A 16,978-nucleotide genomic window follows, 5' to 3' on the forward strand; every position below is an offset into this window, starting at 1 on the left:
ACCCGTGGCCATTGACCCGGTAACCCCAACCACAGCCAGCAGCGGCAGTAGCCTCTACGCCAGCGCTCCGACGACGGCCCCGAAACAGGTGATGGACGGCTCCATGTTCATGTCGTTGCTGGTGACCCAGCTGCAGAACCAGGATCCGAGCTCGCCGATGGACACCAATCAGATGATCGGCCAGACCACTCAACTGGCCATGATGGAAAAACTCACCGCGATGGAAACCACCGGCACGGAAAACTTTTCGCTCCAGATGCGGATGGCGTCCGCCGCGTTGGTGGGTCAGCAGATCACCTACACGGGCAAAGACGGGGACACGCTGACCGGTCTTGCCAGCTCGGTTTCCTACGCGGGACCGGTTCCGCAGATCACCGTGGACGGCAAGACGATGCCCCTCGACGCGGTCTCCGGCGTCAGCACGAAAAGCTGACAAAGAGCCAACGGCTTTCCAGCAACACCGCAGTTCCACCATGCTTCGCGCCTGCTTGTCCCTCCCGAAAGGAAAACACCGTGCTTCGCTCCCTGTACTCCGGTATCTCCGGGCTCCGCGCCCACCAGACCATGCTGGATGTAACCGGCAATAACATCGCCAATGTGAACACCCAGGGCTTCAAATCGTCCTCGGTGCAATTCCAGGACACGCTCTCCCAGCTCACCAAGAGTGCTTCGGCGCCGCAGTTGGCCGACGGCGGCACCAACGCCGCGCAGGTGGGTCTCGGCGTGCAGATGGCCGGGATTTCCACCAACTTTGCGCAGGGGTCCTCCCAGTCCACGGGCAAGTCCACGGACATGATGATCTCCGGCGACGGCTTCTTCGTCACCAAACAGGGCGCGGACACGCTGTACACGCGTGCCGGTGCGCTGAACCCGGATGCGCAGGGCCGGCTGGTAACGGCCGACGGCGGTATTCTGCAGGGCTGGACGGCGGCGGCGGACGGGACAATTCCCACCGGTGGCCAGGTGGGGGAAATTGTGCTCTCCGGGCAGACGCTGGCGCCCGCGGTGGCGACCTCCAGAGCCACGGCGAGTGGAAATCTGCCGCCGGAGACGGCCCCGGGGGCCGCTGCACTGGTCCGCGACATTAAGGTCTACGACGCATCCGGAAAAGTCACGAGCGCAGCCGTGTCCTTCACCAGGACCGCGGCCGGGTGGACGGCCGCCGGGGACAACGGCTCCTCCGCGACGCTGACCTTCACCAACGGTAAGCAGGCTGCCGGTAGCGGGGCCAGCGTGAGCGTCGGCGGTATTCCGGTGGACCTTTCCACCGTCACCGGGTTTGCCGGGCTGAGCACTATCAGCGCCAAGGCCGACGACGGCGGGGCCGCGGGCACGCTGGAGACCTTTTCGGTGAGCAAGGACGGGACCATCGTCGGTTCCTTCAGTAACGGCGTGACGGAACCCGTCGGCAGGATCGCCCTGGCCACCTTCACCAACCCGGGAGGCCTGGAAAAAGCCGGAAATTCCTCCTACAAGGTCAGTTCCAACTCCGGTGCGGCGACGGTGGGCACGGCCGGGTCGGCCGGTATCGGCACGCTCACCAGCGGCGCGTTGGAGATGTCGAACGTGGATCTCTCCCAGGAGTTCACCAACCTGATTGTGGCCCAGCGCGGCTTCCAGGCCAATGCCCGCATCATCACCACCTCCGATGAAGTACTCCAGGAACTGACAAATCTGAAGCGCTGACGCCGAATCCGTCTGCCGTGCACGGCGCAGATGAATTGAACCATCAGGTCACGTTGGGCCGTTAGCCTATTACATTGCCCGGTGTGACGCTGACCGTGGCGGTGCCGGTGAAACCGTCCTGCGCCGCGCTGATGGTGGCGGTTGCCGTGGTGGAACCGGGGCCGACGGCGGTGGCCAGCCCGGCGCCGTCGATCTGGACAACTTTGTTGTTGCTCGTCGTCCAGCTGGGGGCGGGAGCGGGCCTGGTGGATCCGTCGCTGAGGGTGAAGACCGCGGTGAACTGCTGCTTCTGTCCGGTCTGCAGCGTTGCTGTGGCTGGGTTAATAGTGATGCCGGTTACGGTGACCGCGACGACGACGGGGGAAACCGTGATCTGCGCAGTGGCCTCGAGCCCCTCCTGCGTGACGGTGACAGCGGCGGCACCCGGGGCCGTCCCCGTGACCTGCCCCTCGCCGTCAACGGAGGCGACAGTGGAATCGCTGGACTGCCAGCCGGCGGATATCGTCAAGTCCCGGGTCGAACCATCGCTGTAAATGCCCCGGACCCTCAACTTCTGCGTCTGCCCGGCTTGCAGGGTTGCTGCCGCGGGGGTGACCTCAATGCTGGAAAGCTTTGCCGGGGGCTGGTCCAGGACGGTCAGGAGGATGCTTCCCTCGACATCGTCCTTAGACGCCGTAATGGTAGTTGTTCCGGGTGCCGCGGCGACGACCCGCCCGTTACCGTCGACGGCGGCAATGTCGGCCTGCTCGGATGCCCACCTCACAGCGCCGGTGAGGGACTGCGTGGAACCGTCACTGTACTTTCCTTCGGCCGTAAGCTGCTCCGATGATTGCGGCTGCAGCGACGTCGAGCCGGCTTGGACGGTGATGCCTGACAAACGCAGCGCATCCTCACCCGCCGGGTGCAACATGAACAGGGCGCTGGCGAGCACCACGACGGCACCCACACCCGCCGCGTAAGTGAGCAGCGTGCGGTGCCAGAGGCGACGCATGCCATGCTGCAGGGCGCCTTCCACGTCTGCCGGATATGCTGCCGATCGGTCGGCGGCCAAGGACTCAAGGCGTTGCCGTTGAAGGCCGTTCACGAGGGTCCCTCCCAGCATCCGTACCGTCCAGCACTGCCTCAGCCCGGGTAAGTGCCGTTCGGGCTTCGGCCAATGAGACGCCTGTGATCCCTGCGATCTGAGCCAAGGGGAGCTCGGCAAATTCATGCAGGACGACGACGACCCTGTCCTCGTGGGACAGGTAAGTCCGCCGACTTACCGATTGTCCTGGCTGCGCCGCCCGCGGCGGCTCTGAGGGCGGCGGATCCGACGGCGCTGCCAACCACTTTCGGTGCGCTGCGAGCAGCTGCACGAAGAGGCACAGCGTATAGACGCGGGTTTCGGGAGTAACCGGGCCGCGCCAGGCAGAGGCGGTTTTGGCCCATGCCGACTTGAGTAATTGGGAGGCGACCGACGGGTCATCGCACAGCAGTTGCGTGCATAATTCCAGATCTCCCTGCTGGCTGACGAAGGCACGGCGAAAGTCCTCCTCGCGGTTCTGCAGGGCCGCCCGGATTTTCACTCCGGAGGGAAATCCGAACTCCACCTCGTGAATGGCGGGAAGCAGAATCGCGACCAGAATGGCGCCAAGGCCAAGTCCAACAGGGACGAGGCCAAAAGAATTGGGAATCTGCCAGCCGGCCACAATCACCGCAAGTGCCAGCACCGCAATGAGGACCCGTGCGGGTCGCAGGCTCTGCCGAAGTCGCCGTTTCGGAACATCGCACATGGTACGTTCCCCGTTCAGCTCGTACAGGCTTTGTTGGGACTTCCACGCGGTATGAGCGAGCTACACGGACATCATAGTTCCGCGGAGCAAGGCTGCATAGGGCTGCACCGGTGCCTGAAACTGTCCGGTGAACCTGTGCCGATCGCCAGTTCGGAGGGAAAGACCTAATCTAGGTTCCACAGGGTTCTATTTCGGCAGTCGGAGGACGACGATGAAAGACATCACGATGACCCTCAGTTCCCCCGACGTCAAGCTCGTCAACGGGAAAGCCTCCCTGACCGCGTCCGTCAGCAACGGATCAGCAGCTCCGCAGCGCGTCGTGCTGGGTGCCTTCCCGGGCAGCGAAGGGGCAGCAGCCCAGTCTGCAACGTGGACAACCATCGGTCGGCCGCTGCGCACGATCCCGGCCGTCAGCATAGAGCAATACCTGGTCGAGTTTGACACGACGGGTGCAGCACCTGGCACGTACCCGGTGAAACTCATCGCCTATTCAGCTGATGAGGCGCCGGAGGAATACAGCGATCAGGGCCACGTCATCTCGCTCGTCGTTGAGCCGCAGCCGGTGGTGCCGCCGAAGAAGTTTCCGTGGTGGATTGTGATAGCTGGCGCAGCCCTCGTACTCGTGATCGGGGCCGCCGTCGTCTTCTTCCTGACCCGGCCCGCCACCCCCAAGCTGACAGCTGTTACCGTCAATCCGGCCGCGGTGACAGTGCCGGTCGGAGGCACGCAGCAACTCACTGCCGCAGGTTCCTTCAGTGATGGTTCCACGAAGCCTCTTGCGCCGGCGTGGCGTTCCGCTGACGCGGGCATCGTCGAGGTCGATTCGACCGGGAAGGTGACCGCCCGCGCCCCCGGCAGCGCACTCATCACGGCATCCCAGGACGGCATCGAGGGCAATGCCACAGCTTCCGTCCCTGCTGTGCTCACAAATATCACCATCACGCCGGCCTCCGCGACCTTGAACTTGGGCAACAGGGTGAAGCTGAAGGCGTTCGGGATCTTCAGCGACGGGTCGACGCAACCACTGACCACGGTGACCTGGCAGTCTAATAATCCCTCCAGTGCCCAAGTCGATGACACCGGCGTCGTTACCGCCGTCTCTTTCGGACCTTCCACCGTCACTGCCTCCCGGGATGGGATCCAGGGCGCCGCAAATATCTTCGTTCAATTCATTCTCCCCTTCTGACAACAGGAAGTGGGTGTTTTCCGTGACGGAGCCACCTGTTCGGAGTACTCTGGGCTTCATCCCCATCCGGGGTGCCTGCTGAAGAGGTGCAGACGTGAGTGCCGTGCAAGTTGCCTTGTCAACTCTCGTGGATTTGCTTTCATCTGCCGTTGACCCGGAAAAGGTTCGCCTTGAGGAGGACAATTCGGAGGATCCGGCGCCGATAGCCGTCCGGATCCTCTCCCTCGACCGGATCGGACGGTCGCGCCGCGACGGGCCGGTATTGGACTTGGACCTGGCGGTCGCTGTACTCAGCACCGGTCCCCGCAGGCTGGACAATCTCGAGCAGTTAATCACCGCGGTGGAACGGGGTAGCCGTTATTCCACCGGCCCGCTCGAGAGGACTGACCAGATCCCGTCGACGCCGGGAATCGGCTTTCTGGTCCATGTGCCGGTCTCCCTCCGCCTGGACGAGCCGCAGGGCCCCCCGGTTCGGGAGCCGCTGCAGATCAAGACGTCGGTGGGCCGCCACCTCACCGGCGTCGTCGTCGGACCGGGCGGCAAGGGCCTCGGCGGCGCCTATGTTCGTACGGGAACTTCGGGCCCGGCCGTGGCGTGTGATCCGCTGGGAAGGTTCCAGATGCTCTCCACGCCCGATCTGCTGCAGCAATTCACCGTTGAGTTCAACGAAATTTCCCGGCAGTTTACGGCGAACGCAGAAACGCTTCCCGTCACTCTTCGATGGGATTGAAAGGAGCACGTCATGCCCAACTACCTGGCCCCGGGCGTCTATGTCCAGGAAGTTCCAAGCGGCGCGCGCACCATAGGACGCGTCAACACCAGCATCGCCGCGTTCGTTGGAGTGGCCCCCAACCCAACGGCGCGCCTGGATGAGGCAGTGGTCATTGACAACTACACTCAGTTCGCCGATATTTATGTCGGAAATGCGACGACGGGCACAGCGCTGGCCAACGCCGTTTTCGGCTTCTTCGATGAAGGCGGCGGCCGCTGCTACGTCGTCAACATCGGTACGGACGGCAGCCTCACCGGAACCTCAGCCAAACCGACCGGCCTGCGGCTGCTGGAGGCCATCGACGACATCTCCATGGTGGCGGCGCCCGGCTACGCCGACGCCGAGGCCTACGCCGCGCTGATCGGACACTGCGAGCACCCGCTGCGCCAGGACCGGATGGCGATCCTGGATACCGTCGAAACGGTCGACGACGTTTCGGCGCTGACCAGAGTGGCGACGGCCGGGGACCAGGACGGCGTGAAACCGTCAGTACCACAACAGGCGGACGGCGCTCCGGGAAGGGGCGACCGCACCGATTCCGAAGGGAGCGGTGCCGCAGCTGCCGGTTCCGAGGGGAGCGGAGCAGACCGCGCCGGTTCCGAGGGGAGCGGGGCAGACCGCGCCGGCTCCGTCAGCGCAGCGCCCTCGCCGCCAAGCCGCGGCCCGTCCGCCGTCGAACTGGCGCTGGGACCGCCGCAGTCGCCTGACGGTTACGCGGCCGCCTACTACCCTTGGCTGCGGGTGAAGGACGTTGTGACCGGGAAGCTGGTGAGCCAGCCGCCGTCGGGCCACGTCGCGGGGGTCTGGGCCCGCGTGGACGGCAGCCGCGGCGTGCATAAAGCCCCGGCGAATGAGCCCATCCGTGGAGCGTTGAGTCTGGTCCGCCGCGTCAGCCGCGGAGAGCAAGAGGTGCTCAATCCGGCCGGGATTAACTGCATTCGCTACTTCCCCAATGAAGGAACCCTGATTTGGGGTACCCGCACCCGCGCCCCGGAGGCGAATCCGTACCGCTACATTCCGGTCCGGCGGCTGACGAACATGATTAAGGAGTCCATCGCGGACGGCACCCGCTGGTGCGTCTTCGAGCCCAATGACTTCACCCTTTGGCGCACCATTCACTTTAACATCAGCGCCTTTCTCACCGGGGTCTGGAGAGACGGCGCCTTGCTGGGACGGACTCCCCAGGAAGCGTTTTTCGTCAAATGCGACGCGGAGTCGAACCCCCCGGACGTGCGTGAGGCTGGCCAGGTGGTGACCTACATCGGCATAGCGCCCGTTAAGCCGGCCGAGTTCGTCATTTTCAAGCTGATGCAGTCGGCGGACGTCACCGAAATCGAGAACGCAGGAGCTTAACATGTCCGAGCAACCGGCCGCGGCGCCAGCAGCGCAACCCGGCAATATTGTGGACCCCTATCGGCAATACAACTTTAAGCTTGTCATCCAGGGAGTCGTCCAGGGGCACTTCACCAGAGTCGATCCCTTTGAGATCAACATCCCGCGGATCCTGCACCGGGAGGGGACCGACAGGGCGACGGTGACCACGTTGATGGGGCCGGTGGAATATCCGCCGGTGACCTTAAGATACGGTCTGACAGAATCCCGGGAAATGTGGCGCTGGCTCTTCAAGGCCGTTTCAGGGGAGGTGGACCGGCGGAATGTGTCGATCGTCCTGCTCAACGAGGCAGGAACCGCTGAGGTGCGGCGGTGGAACCTGGTGCGCGCCTGGCCGTGCAACTGGCGCAGCCCGTCCCTTAAGGCGCTCGGCAGCGGCCTCGCCATCGAGCACATGACGCTGGCCTATGACCGGCTGGAGCTGGATGATGCCGGCGCGGTTGGCTAAGCGCGTGGGTGCCCTGCTGCGCACCGTGGCCTCCGCCCTGGATCCCGACGGCGGGTCCCCGGCTCCTCGGGAGGGCGGAGCATGGCGCGGCGATGGGTCGGCTCTGCCACATGATCTTGACCTTCCAGATGATATTGACCTTCGTGGCGCACCACCGCATTGGATCCAGATGCTTGAGGACGGAGGAATTCTGCCACCGGGTTCCCGGCGGCTCCGGGACGCCCGATTGGAGCAGGACGGGGTCAACGCCGGAGCCCAGCAAGCGGCGGATCCTTCGTCCGGGATGTGGAGTGAATTTGCCTCGGAGGTTGCGGAACCGGCCCCGGCGGGCACCTCGGTTGACCCGGGATTCCGTGACCCTGCCGATGCGCGGAAATCGGGGAGGCGTTGGCCCGTCAGGAGCCCGGGAGGCCGGCTCCGTTTGGCGGGACCTGAACGCCGGGCGCCCGCTGACTCCCCGCCAAGGAGCGAAAGCGGGGCGGACCGCGCTCGGATCCGCGGACAGCGCGGCCAATCGGAATCAGGCTCCGCCAATGACCTCAGCGGAGTGTCATCCGGTTCGCGGCCGGTGCAGGGTCAGGGCAGCGGGAATCAGGGCAGCGGGAATCAGCCCGATGCGGTGCGGGACTGCGGGACGGCGGGGTCCGTCCGGCGGGCTGCGGGCGGTGCGGGCGATCGCATGGTGCCGCCGCCGGTGGCCGCTGCTCAGACGGGCCGGCGGTTGACGTCCGTTGTTGTCCGATCGGTGCCCGGATTGCCATCTTCGGCGCTGGATCCGGACTTCAGGGCTTGGAAAACCAACCCTCCGGTGCTTCCCGGGGAACCTGCCACACCGCCGGTGCTCCTGGTCCGGAGCACTGAACGGGACGGTGAAGCTGAACGGGGCGGCGAAGCTGAACGGGGCGGCGAAGCTGAACGGGGCGGCGAAACCGCATCGAAGCGGCGGAAGGGTGCGGGTGGGCCGGCTGCACCGACCGGGAACATGGCCCCGGCCCCGGAGCGGAAGGGACACCGGCAATCGGATGAGTCATCGGCCCGCCAGCCCGTGTCCCCGTTAGGATCGGCAGCAACATCACCGCTTGATCCTCCCGGCGGAGCGACCGGTACCCTTATCGCGGCACCTTGGCCTGAGCTGCTAGGCGCCCGGCTGCCCGTCACTGCAGAACTCCGGCAGGTCGCCGTCGACCCTGCCTTGGACCGCGCCCTGGAAAGAGCGTGCCGGCTGGCGGCGGAGCAGGCTGCGGTGTGACATGGAACGGATCGCGTTCTTAATCGAGGACACCGGGGAACACCTCGGTGCGCTGCTCAACCCCGAGACCGTGATCATGTCGCGGACCGCCGGCGTTGAGCCGCGCCGGACATCCGGGGGCAGGCTGGCCGGCGCCGGCCTGGCCGATGATCCGCTGCTCTTTACCGGCGGCGGGCATACCGAACTGCGGCTCGATCTCGTCTTTGACGTCGATCTGGCCCCCGCGCATCTGCCCGTGACCGACGTCAGGCAGATGACCCGGCCGATCTGGAGCCTGGCAGAGAATTCGACCGAGGTGGAGCACCAGCGGCGGCCGCCGTCCGTGCGCTTCGTTTGGGGACGGGCCTGGAATGTTCCCGGCATCGTGACGGAGGTGGCGGAGCGGTTCGACAGGTTCGCCTCCGACGGCTCTCCGCTGCGTTCATGGATGCGGCTGGTGTTCGTGCGCGTGGGGCAGAGCGCCGATGAGGAGGGCGGGGAGAATTATGAGCTGGCCCAGCGCCTGCCCCCGGTGGATCTGACCGCCCCGCCCGTGGATTCCCTGCAGGTTCTGGGGGATGGAACTGATGAAGGCCTCCAGCCGGCGGAGCCGGGCGGGGAATCCGTGCCGTCCATGCCGCCCGTGCCGGCGGTTGAGCTGGGCATTCTTTCCTGGCGGGCCTTCGGCACGCCCCTGCTGTGGAAGCTATTGCTCGAATACAACAATATTGACGACCCATCCCGCTTCAGCGGACCCCTTGCCGTTCCTCCCGTCGGCCAGACGCCGTGAAACCGATCCAGGGCCTGCCGGAGCTGACCGTCACCTTGGGACGACGGCGATTATCCGCTGCCGAGATGGCTTCGTTGACGGCGATTCAGGTGCGCTCGGCCCTGGCGCAGCCCAGGCAGTGCATCGCGACCTGGCAGTTCACCGATGTGCGTCCCACGCACCGGGTCGATCCTGCACCCGGCGACGCCTTCCGCCTGGAGGTGGGCGGCCACCGCGGGCCGCTCTTTGTCGGCGAGGTGACCGTCGTGGAGCACAGTTACGGTTCCGGCCGCCTGCAGGAACTGCGGGTGCGCGCTTACGACGCGCTGCACCGGCTGCGCAAACGGCACTACACCCGGCGGCACGAGGCCGGTGATCTCGGGGACCTCGCAGCGAAGCTGTGTGAGGGCACAGGTCTGCAGGTGGTGGGTGGAGGGATCCAGATCGGTGATATTTATCAGTGCTCCCGGTCCGATCTGGACCTGCTGGTCGAAACCAGCGCCAGGCTGGGACTATATCCGATCGTTGACCAATCCACTCTGCGCCTGATCGACCTTGCCGGGCACGGCGATCCGATCGATCTGGAGCTCGGCACGAGTCTGCATTCCGCCGAACTGGAGGTCAGCCAGGAGCCGTCCTTTCGCAGCGCCAGCACGGTCGGGTGGAGTCCCGGAAGCGCGGCCGGCCTCGCTGGCCGCGCCGAAAGTGCGCGGGCGCGCGCCGCCGTCCGGGCGGACCCCGCACCCCAAAGCGTAAGCGGTGGCGGCACCTTGCTGCGTTCCAACGAGGCGCTCGACGACGATGCGCTGGCCTCGGCACTGGCGCAGGCTGATCTCGATGTGCGGGCCGCCGGCGAAGTCACCGGCCATTTTGTTGCGGAAGGGGATCCCGCGCTGCAGGCGGGCAGAAGAGTGCGCGTCGCCGGCGTCGCTGCGTCCTTCGAGGGCACCTACACCGTCTGCTGCGCCGTGCATACGATCGGCGACGGCGGCTATGAGACAACGCTATCTACCGCACCTCCGCCTCCGCCCCGTCAGCGCGGAGCGGACGTCATGACACTGGGCGTCGTGACCGACGTCGAGGATCCCGGGCAGCGCGGCCGCCTGAAGATGAAATTTCCGGCGTATCCGGACCTGGTCAGCGGCTGGGCGCCGGTATTGGTCATGGGCGCCGGTCCCGGCAAGGGCTCCGTCGTCCTGCCGGACGAGGGCGACACGGTGCTGGTCCTGCTGGTCGCCGCCAATCCGGACGACGCCGTCGTGCTCGGCGGGCTGTACGGAACTGAACGTCTCCCGGACGCCGACGTCGCCGGGGGCAGGGGGAGCAGGTATACCGTGCGGACCGCCGACGGCCAGCAGATCGTCCTCGACGGGACGGCGCACGGTATCCGGCTGGCCGACGGCCACGGCTCGCTCGTCGATCTCGGACCCGATCTGCTGAAGATCACGGCGGCCACTGACCTGATCCTGGAGGCACCCGGGCACGCGATCCGGATTCGGGCCAAGTCTGTTGACTTTGAGGAGGCGACATGAAGATCCTAATCGAGCGGGGAGTCATCCGGTGCGGCCACGATGGCAGCGTCGCCAATGTGCCGTCGCAGAGCTGGGTCCGCATCACCGGCTCACCCGTGCTGGTCGAGCACGATCCGCAAGGCCGAACCATCCGGATGTGCCCCAACGTCGGCATCAACATTAAACCGTGCACCTCGACCCTGGTCGTCCAGACCGGCTATTCGACCTTTATCCGCATCGACCGGCACGCCATCTGCCTCGACTCCGTCCAGGGCTATACCGACGGCACACCGCCGGGAGCGGTCAAATACACGGTGCGTTCCGCCGGCCAGCAGTTGGCGGCGGCGCCGTCATGAGCCTCCCCCGCTACCGTGCGCTGGCGCTGAATCATCCGGACTTCGATGCCGCGTTTGGTCCTGCCGGCCTTCGGGTAGCCCCCGGCGGCCGGCTCGCGACGGTCAGTGACGCCGCCTCGATCCGGCAGGCTGTTCTGTTGCTGCTGAGCACCAGGCCGGGGGAGCGGGTCAACCGGCCCGAATACGGGTGTTACCTGTTCCGGCTGGCCTTTGCCCCGAATGACGACACCACGGCCGGCCTTGCCATTCACTATGTGGCCCGCGCCGTCGAACGCTGGGAAAAGCGCATTGCCGTACTTTCGCTCGATGCAGCCCAAGCGCCCGAGGACCCCGCCCTCTTGGAGGTGCGCTTGCGCTACCGGGTGCGCGCGTCCGGACAGGAGGACGAAATCGCCGTCGCCGTCCCGGTTGAGATCCGAGGTGTACCGTGAGCATTCCCGTGCCCAACCTGGATGACCGTTCCTTCGCGGATCTCGTTGAGAGCGCACGCGAGCGGATACGACAGATCGATCCGGAATGGACGGACCTGTCGGTGCACGACCCGGGGATGGTGCTGGTCGAAGCGTTCGCCCACCTCACTGACATGCTCATGTATCGGCTCAACCGGGTGCCGGACAAACTGTATGCGGTCTACCTCAATCTTCTGGGCACCGCCCTCCGTGCGCCCAGTGCCGCCGAATCCAGACTTGTTTTCACGCGCAGTTCCACGGGCGGCCCGGAGATCCGGATTCCGCGGGGAACCCAAGTGAGCTGCGTGCCGGGCCTGCCCGGTACCCCGCAGCCTGTCTTTACGACGACGACGGACGGCGTCCTGGCCGCGGATGCCCAGTCGGTGGAGATTCCCGCCGCAGACGTGGCACTCCACGACGCCGTCCTGCTCGGGGTGGGGACCGGCCGGCCCGGACAGACCTTTGCCCTTCCCACCGTCCCGGCGGTGTCCGGCCCCGGGCTGGCCATCGCCGTTGAGGTGCCTTCCGGTACCCGGCTTGCCAGCGGCGAAGCGGTACTGGTCGGCGGCGTCGCCTTCCGGTACTGCCGGGAGGTGGAGGCGTTCGCTGACGCTCAGCCCGGCGAGATGGCCGTGCGGGTTGACCGAACCTCCGGCACTGTCACCTTTGCCTGGTGGAACGGCCCGGACCCCGATCCGCCCGGGGCGCCGGCGCCGGGGGCCGCGGTGCGGGCCTGGTACCTCGGCGGTGGCGGCGAGCGGGGAAACGTCGCCGCCGGGCAACTGACCGTCCTGCGCACCCAGATCTCCGGCCTGCACGTGAACAATCCGCAGCCGGCCAGCGGCGGCCGGGACGCCGAGGTGCTGCAGGACGCGCTGCGCCGCGCGCCGCAGGATTTTCAATCCCGCGACCGCGCGGTGACGGCACGGGATTATGAGCTTCTGGCGGCGCGCAACGGCGCGGTGGCGCGGACCCGTGCCTTTACCCGGCGCGAGGTGTGGGCGTTCGCCAGCCCGGGGGAGGTCGAGGTCGTGCTCGTTCCGCAGATGCCGCTCAACGACCGGCCGGACGGGCGGGTCGACGTTGAACAACTGGCCGCTCAGCAGCGCGAGGATGTGCGGCTGGAGGTGGAACGGTACCTGCAGGAGCGTGCCACCATCGGCGCCAGGCCCATTGTCCGCTGGGGCCTGTACAAGGAGGTTTTGGTTGAAGCCATCATCGTCATCCGGCAGGATGAAGACGCCGACGCCGTTCGGAGCCGCATTGTCCGCCGGCTGTCTGAGTTCATCAATCCACTGCCGGTGGGCACCGGCGGATATGGCTCGGGATTCGGCAAGGCCCTGCGCGTGTCAAACCTCTACCGCGCCATGGAGGAAGCCGAGCCCGGCGTCCAGTATGTCGAGTCGGTGCGTCTCCGGCTCGACAAGGTGCCCGAGACCGACGCGGTGGGCCTGGCCCAGGCCGAAGGGCAGGACTCCACTTGGTTTGTGGCCCGGAACGGCACGCTCTTTCGGACCACGAACGCGGGCGATGGCTGGGAGGCCTGCGCGGAATTCACCGATGAGTCGGTCCGCTCCATCGCGCCCTTTCACACCGCCGGGCCGGGCCGTTCGCTGGAGACCTCACATCCGGGGATGGTCGCGGTGGCCACGACGATCGAGCAGGGTTCCCGCGTGTACGTCAGCGACGACCTGGGTGAGAGCTGGCGGCGGGTGGCCGAACTCGGCTTTCCGCTGGCCGACCTTGCCTGGGTGGACCGCGCCGGGCGCCCCGTGCTTCTCCTGGCGGGGGAGAAGGGCATCTATGAGTTGAACGACACCGAGGGCTCCGTGCCCGTGCAGAACGTTGTTGACCCGGCCCAGCCGGACTGCGGATTTTATGCGGTGGATTCCTTTGTCGATATCCGTGGCCGGACGGGCGTTGTTGTCGCCGCCGAGGCCTCGGCGGGGATCTGGCTCTCACCCGACGGGGGAGCCCCGGAGACCTTCCACCGGATCAGGGCCGCCGGCGAAGACGTGCGGTGCCTGGCGGTGCAGTACGACGGCCCCGCGACCTTTCTCTGGCTTGGTCGTTCGGTGCCGGAGGGCAGCGGTACGGGCTGTGCCCGGTTGAAAATCGACGAACTGGCACGGACCAGCTTTGATGATTCCCTACTGGAATCGTGGGAGCAGTTCAGCCAGGGATGGGGCGGCGGCAGCTGCTGGGGCATTCATATCGTGGGGGACTCCGCGTATGCCGCCACGCAGAGCGGGGGAGTGCTGCGGCTGCAGCTGGGGGGAGGGCAGCCGGCCTGGGACCAGCGCGACGTCAATTGCGGTCTCCCGCTACGGGACCGGGCCCGCTTTGATCCCGTCCGTTCCGTTTCCGGGGCGGTTCGCGACGACGGCACGGTGCTCGTGCTCGCAGCCGGCCCGCGAGGTGTCTACCGCTCCGAGGACACAGCGGACACGTGGCACACCTGCAGCTCCAGGGTGGTCTCCGATGTGGTCACCCTCCCGGAAACCTGGCTCTTTTGCTCCGGCGCCCATCAGGTTGCAGTGAGGCGGGCCCATGACTGAGGATCCGCTGCTTCGCGTGCTGCCCGAGGTATTCCGGGTCAGCGCATCGTCCAGCGTGCCGCTGCGGGCGCTGACCTCCGTGGCCGGCGAAATGCACCGCCCGGTTCTGGAGGTGCTGCAAGGCATCGATCGGGTGATTGACCCTTTTCGCGCCCCGGAGGAGCTCATTCCCTACCTTTCCCGCTGGGTGGATCTGGACTGGCTGACACTGCCGGACCGCGAGTCCGCAGCCGGTCCTGCCCTGGGGGTTCCGACCTCCCGGCAGCGGGACCTCATCGCCAACGCCGCTGATTTGTCCGCACGCCGTGGCACCCTTGGCGGCCTGCAGCGATTTCTCCGGCTCGCGACCGGCGTTACGGGATTTCAGATCGAGGACGAGCCGGGCGCGTTCCATGTCCGGGTGCGGGTTCCTGCGGCGGCGGCGGATCAGCTTGAAATTGTCCGGCGGATCGTTCGGGGCATTAAGCCCGCTCACGTTACTGACGAGGTTCTGCTAATGGACACGCGAGGCGCCGAAGCCGACGCGCCGGTCCGGCCTTCCACACGACCGCGGATCGGCACCGGAACGGAGGAGAAGGTGCCGTGAGCGAGAGGAACCGCAAGCCCATTCTCATCGCCGTGGTATGTGCCGCCGTCGCGATTCTCGTACTGGGGCTGGGCATTGGCTTCGGTGGCCGCGATTCGACTGGAAGCAGGAGTTGGCAGGAGTACCTATCCGGAATCCGTACGGCAGCAGCCCTACGGCCAGCCGATCTGCGCCTCACTGCCGGGTCCTGTTCGTTCACCGACCATCAATTTACGGTGGTCGGGTTGTGCACTTTCGCTGTGGACAAGTTCGGTGGTTCCTTTGATCTTGGCCCTCCTACCAAGCGAGCGACGTTGTTGGTGATTGCGGGTACTGCCCAACTTTCAATGCAGATCGAGGGTACTTCGGTTTCGCAGAACCTTCAGGCCAGCCAGGATGCCAAACTGACCTTCGGTAAATCCGGCGGCACGCTCACCGTGTTTTGCGCCCCTCTGCCCTGCGTGCTTTCTCTCACGTGAGGTGCCTGGAGTGAGGAAAGGAACCCCGTTCGTCGTATGGTCAAGGCACCGGGCAGCGTGCACACTGTACTTGTGCATCGGTGGCACCGGCTATAGGAGGACGCCATGAAAAGCCTCTCAATGACCCTCAGCTCTCCCAACGTTTCCCTACAAGACGGCAAGGGTGCCCTGACGGCATCCGTGACAAACACATCAGCGGCACCCGAGCGAGTCGTCCTTGGAGCGTTCCCCGGCGCGGAAGTTCCTCCGGTGGATTCCCGGTCCTGGACCACGATCGAAGAACCGCTGCGAACCATCGCGTCAGGTGCTACGGCACAATACGAAGTCAATTTTGATACCGGCGGAGCGGCTCCGGGAACCTACTCAATCAAACTCATTCCCTATTCCGCCGATGATGCCCCTGAGGATTATGCAGAATTGGCTGCGGTGGTCCAGCTTGTGATTGCCGCCGTGCCCGTCAAGCCCAAAAAGAAGTTCCCCTGGGTCCCCGTGGCAGCAGCCATCGTCGTCCTCATCCTCGGCGTCGGTGCCGTTTGGTTCTTTGTGGCACGCGGGGCAGGACGGCAGGGGGCCCAGCCGGCCCCTTCGACGACCGCACAAACTCCTGCTGCGCAACAGCTGCAGTTGGCATCGTTGCAGCCGGCGCAAGGGAGCGTCAGCGGCGGAACGGTGGTGCAGCTGATCGGCCGATTTAAGGAGCCCACGGTGGTTACCCTGGGCGGAGTCAGCATTCCGGCGGCGCGCGTCAGTGACACTCAGTTCTCCTTCACGACACGGCAGGCAACACAGGCTGGGAAGGTGCTGCTGGAAGTCCGCAGCGGCGATCAGCTGGTTGGAGCATCTTTGTTCGAATACACCGCTGAGCCGACGGGCGGCACCGGCCGATGCTTGAATCCGAAAGAATGTGTGAACGTGCAGATTCAGGACTGGAAGGTCATGCGCGACCCCGGCGGACCGGTGATCGATCCGGAGCCGGGCAAAATCTTCAATCCCAAGCTGGACGGGGCAATCATTGACCAGCTGCAGAAGCTTGGTCAGTGACCGAACCGCTGACCCGGATGGCGTTAACGATCGCGGGAATTGAGCCGATCAGCATGGTGAGCGCCCAGATCAGGGCGACAATACCTATAACGATGGCCCAGAACTGATCTCCGATCGCCACCACGGGTCCTGGAAGAAATCCGTGGATGAGGCCCAATACCAGCTGCAGCACGACGGATACGGCGACGAGAATCACCAGGCCTTTGACCCGAAGGAAACGCGGTTGTGAGAGCACGAGGGAAACGCCGAAGACGACTTTCAGAACCAATATGAGTGCCAGCACCGCTGCCGCGGCCCCGGTGGGGAATCCTCCCCAGATGGCGAGGTATGCGAGTGTGCCAAAGGGTGCGGCCACGAACAAGCCAATCATCAACAGCAACTTGACCACGGCGAGCAGGACCAAAAGGACGCACATCAGCAACCACAGCAGGCTCACTATGAGAGTGACGACCCCCTGGACCCTGCCGTACGTCCGCAGTGGAACAATCAGACTCAGGCCGAGCATCAGCAACGTAAAGAGCAGGAGCCCGTCCAGCAGGGCGAGAAATCCGATTCCCGCCCCGGGCGGCTCGGAACTGCCTTCGGTGCTTGCCGCAGCCACGCCCGGCGGAACCCCTAGATCCATCGCACCATCAGCGGCTGATCCTGCGGCCCCGTTATTGCCCAGCCAGAAAGACAGACCCACCTCGGCCAGGACGATCAGGACGACCATCAGGACAGCGACAACGAAAAACGGCCGACGCAAATCACCGGCGGCAGGCACTGC

18 protein-coding genes are annotated in these 16,978 nt (G+C 65.6%); 15 read left to right on the forward strand and 3 right to left on the reverse strand.

The genetic code is table 11. From position 1 onward, the window contains the following. Positions 1-4 precede the first annotated feature (4 nt). Together QMG52_RS07710 and QMG52_RS07715 are read left to right on the forward strand one after the other, a co-directional pair. Positions 5-433 (forward strand): flagellar hook assembly protein FlgD, encoded by a 429-nt coding sequence (locus QMG52_RS07710; RefSeq protein ID WP_283559836.1) that lies wholly within the window; start codon positions 5-7, stop codon positions 431-433. An 80-nt stretch (positions 434-513) separates the two neighbouring features. Further along, positions 514-1,686 (forward strand): flagellar hook protein FlgE, encoded by a 1,173-nt coding sequence (locus QMG52_RS07715; protein ID WP_283559837.1) that lies wholly within the window; start codon positions 514-516, stop codon positions 1,684-1,686. A gap of 61 nt (positions 1,687-1,747) precedes the next feature. On the opposite strand, the gene QMG52_RS07720 is transcribed toward QMG52_RS07715, so the two are convergent. Together QMG52_RS07720 and QMG52_RS07725 are read right to left on the reverse strand one after the other, a co-directional pair. Continuing rightward, positions 1,748-2,770, reverse strand: coding sequence for an Ig-like domain-containing protein (locus QMG52_RS07720; protein ID WP_283559838.1), 1,023 nt, complete (start codon positions 2,768-2,770; stop codon positions 1,748-1,750). Further along, complete coding sequence (locus QMG52_RS07725) at positions 2,742-3,458, reverse strand: sigma factor-like helix-turn-helix DNA-binding protein (protein ID WP_283559839.1); 717 nt, start codon at positions 3,456-3,458, stop codon at positions 2,742-2,744. The genes QMG52_RS07720 and QMG52_RS07725 overlap by 29 nt, the downstream gene beginning before the upstream one ends. 211 nt (positions 3,459-3,669) lie before the next feature. On the opposite strand from QMG52_RS07725, the gene QMG52_RS07730 reads away from it, so the two are divergent. The 13 genes from QMG52_RS07730 to QMG52_RS07790 all read left to right on the forward strand — a co-directional run bounded on the left by QMG52_RS07730 (position 3,670) and on the right by QMG52_RS07790 (position 16,212). Further along, positions 3,670-4,644 carry an Ig-like domain-containing protein gene (locus QMG52_RS07730; protein WP_283559840.1) on the forward strand — a complete coding sequence of 325 codons (975 nt, stop codon included), beginning with the start codon at positions 3,670-3,672 and terminating at the stop codon, positions 4,642-4,644. Positions 4,645-4,738: 94 nt separating this feature from the next. Next, positions 4,739-5,374, forward strand: coding sequence for a hypothetical protein (locus tag QMG52_RS07735; RefSeq protein ID WP_283559841.1), 636 nt, complete (start codon positions 4,739-4,741; stop codon positions 5,372-5,374). A 12-nt stretch (positions 5,375-5,386) separates the two neighbouring features. After that, positions 5,387-6,769, forward strand: a complete 1,383-nt coding sequence (locus QMG52_RS07740) for a phage tail sheath family protein (RefSeq protein ID WP_283559842.1) — start codon at positions 5,387-5,389, stop codon at positions 6,767-6,769. A gap of 1 nt (position 6,770) precedes the next feature. Next, the gene (locus QMG52_RS07745) at positions 6,771-7,256 is read left to right on the forward strand and encodes a phage tail protein (protein WP_283559843.1); all 486 of its coding nucleotides are present in this window, start codon (positions 6,771-6,773) and stop codon (positions 7,254-7,256) included. Further along, positions 7,216-8,505, forward strand: coding sequence for a hypothetical protein (locus QMG52_RS07750; RefSeq protein WP_283559844.1), 1,290 nt, complete (start codon positions 7,216-7,218; stop codon positions 8,503-8,505). Before QMG52_RS07745 ends, QMG52_RS07750 begins: the two co-directional genes overlap by 41 nt. Position 8,506: 1 nt before the next feature. Beyond that, positions 8,507-9,274: a CIS tube protein gene (locus QMG52_RS07755; RefSeq protein ID WP_283559845.1), complete on the forward strand. Its 768-nt coding sequence runs from the start codon at positions 8,507-8,509 to the stop codon at positions 9,272-9,274. Continuing rightward, positions 9,271-10,785: a phage baseplate assembly protein V gene (locus QMG52_RS07760; RefSeq protein ID WP_283559846.1), complete on the forward strand. Its 1,515-nt coding sequence runs from the start codon at positions 9,271-9,273 to the stop codon at positions 10,783-10,785. Before QMG52_RS07755 ends, QMG52_RS07760 begins: the two co-directional genes overlap by 4 nt. Continuing rightward, a complete protein-coding gene (locus tag QMG52_RS07765) occupies positions 10,782-11,120 on the forward strand; it encodes a hypothetical protein (RefSeq protein ID WP_283559847.1) in 339 nt (112 codons plus the stop codon). The genes QMG52_RS07760 and QMG52_RS07765 overlap by 4 nt, the downstream gene beginning before the upstream one ends. After that, the gene (locus tag QMG52_RS07770; protein WP_283559848.1) at positions 11,117-11,551 is read left to right on the forward strand and encodes a GPW/gp25 family protein; all 435 of its coding nucleotides are present in this window, start codon (positions 11,117-11,119) and stop codon (positions 11,549-11,551) included. The genes QMG52_RS07765 and QMG52_RS07770 overlap by 4 nt, the downstream gene beginning before the upstream one ends. Then, positions 11,548-14,127, forward strand: coding sequence for a baseplate J/gp47 family protein (locus tag QMG52_RS07775; RefSeq protein WP_283559849.1), 2,580 nt, complete (start codon positions 11,548-11,550; stop codon positions 14,125-14,127). Before QMG52_RS07770 ends, QMG52_RS07775 begins: the two co-directional genes overlap by 4 nt. Beyond that, positions 14,120-14,713 carry a phage tail protein gene (locus QMG52_RS07780; protein WP_283559850.1) on the forward strand — a complete coding sequence of 198 codons (594 nt, stop codon included), beginning with the start codon at positions 14,120-14,122 and terminating at the stop codon, positions 14,711-14,713. Before QMG52_RS07775 ends, QMG52_RS07780 begins: the two co-directional genes overlap by 8 nt. Then, a complete protein-coding gene (locus QMG52_RS07785) occupies positions 14,710-15,171 on the forward strand; it encodes a hypothetical protein (RefSeq protein ID WP_283559851.1) in 462 nt (153 codons plus the stop codon). The genes QMG52_RS07780 and QMG52_RS07785 overlap by 4 nt, the downstream gene beginning before the upstream one ends. A 105-nt stretch (positions 15,172-15,276) precedes the next feature. After that, positions 15,277-16,212: an IPT/TIG domain-containing protein gene (locus QMG52_RS07790; protein ID WP_283559852.1), complete on the forward strand. Its 936-nt coding sequence runs from the start codon at positions 15,277-15,279 to the stop codon at positions 16,210-16,212. Here the strand turns inward: QMG52_RS07790 and QMG52_RS07795 are convergent. Then, the gene (locus tag QMG52_RS07795) at positions 16,181-16,975 is read right to left on the reverse strand and encodes a hypothetical protein (RefSeq protein ID WP_283559853.1); all 795 of its coding nucleotides are present in this window, start codon (positions 16,973-16,975) and stop codon (positions 16,181-16,183) included. The two genes, QMG52_RS07790 and QMG52_RS07795, sit on opposite strands and share 32 nt — an antisense overlap. Between the last annotated feature and the right edge of the window lie 3 nt (positions 16,976-16,978).

The sequence above is a fragment of the Paenarthrobacter sp. PH39-S1 genome, from assembly GCF_030063245.1.
Lineage (GTDB): Bacteria > Actinomycetota > Actinomycetes > Actinomycetales > Micrococcaceae > Arthrobacter_M.